Source organism: Pauljensenia sp. UMB6358, from assembly GCF_030216865.1.
GTDB lineage: Bacteria > Actinomycetota > Actinomycetes > Actinomycetales > Actinomycetaceae > Pauljensenia > Pauljensenia turicensis_A.
This window is the reverse complement of sequence record NZ_JASOMS010000110.1, coordinates 1-302: the sequence shown is the minus strand read 5'-3', so window position 1 is coordinate 302 and position 302 is coordinate 1. Positions and strand designations below refer to the sequence as shown.

The following is a 302-nucleotide window of genomic DNA, read 5'->3' as shown; positions in this document are numbered from 1 at the left end:
AGCGTGACGGCTTTGCTGGTGAGCACCTTGTGGATGACTGGGTCGAGCGTGCCCTGCGCGATCAGTGTGGTGATAGCGACGGGGCTGGTTTGCGTGATGCGGTGGATGCGGTCTTCGGCTTGTGTGACGAGTGCGGGTGTCCACTCGGTTTCCACGAAAAGGGCGTCCTGGGCGCGCGTGAGGGTGAGACCGACTCCCGCAGCGGTGATTTGTGCGATGAGCACATCAACCTTGCCCGCCTGAAAAGCGCGGACTGTCTCGTCTCGCTCGGCCTTGCTGGTTGCCCCGTAGTAGGTGCGCAC

1 protein-coding gene is annotated in these 302 nt (G+C 62.9%); it reads right to left on the bottom strand.

All coding sequences use genetic code 11. The features are described from left to right. Positions 1–302, bottom strand: a 302-nt coding sequence (locus QP381_RS08815; RefSeq protein WP_285068599.1) for a helicase-related protein, incomplete at both ends; no start/stop codon positions are given.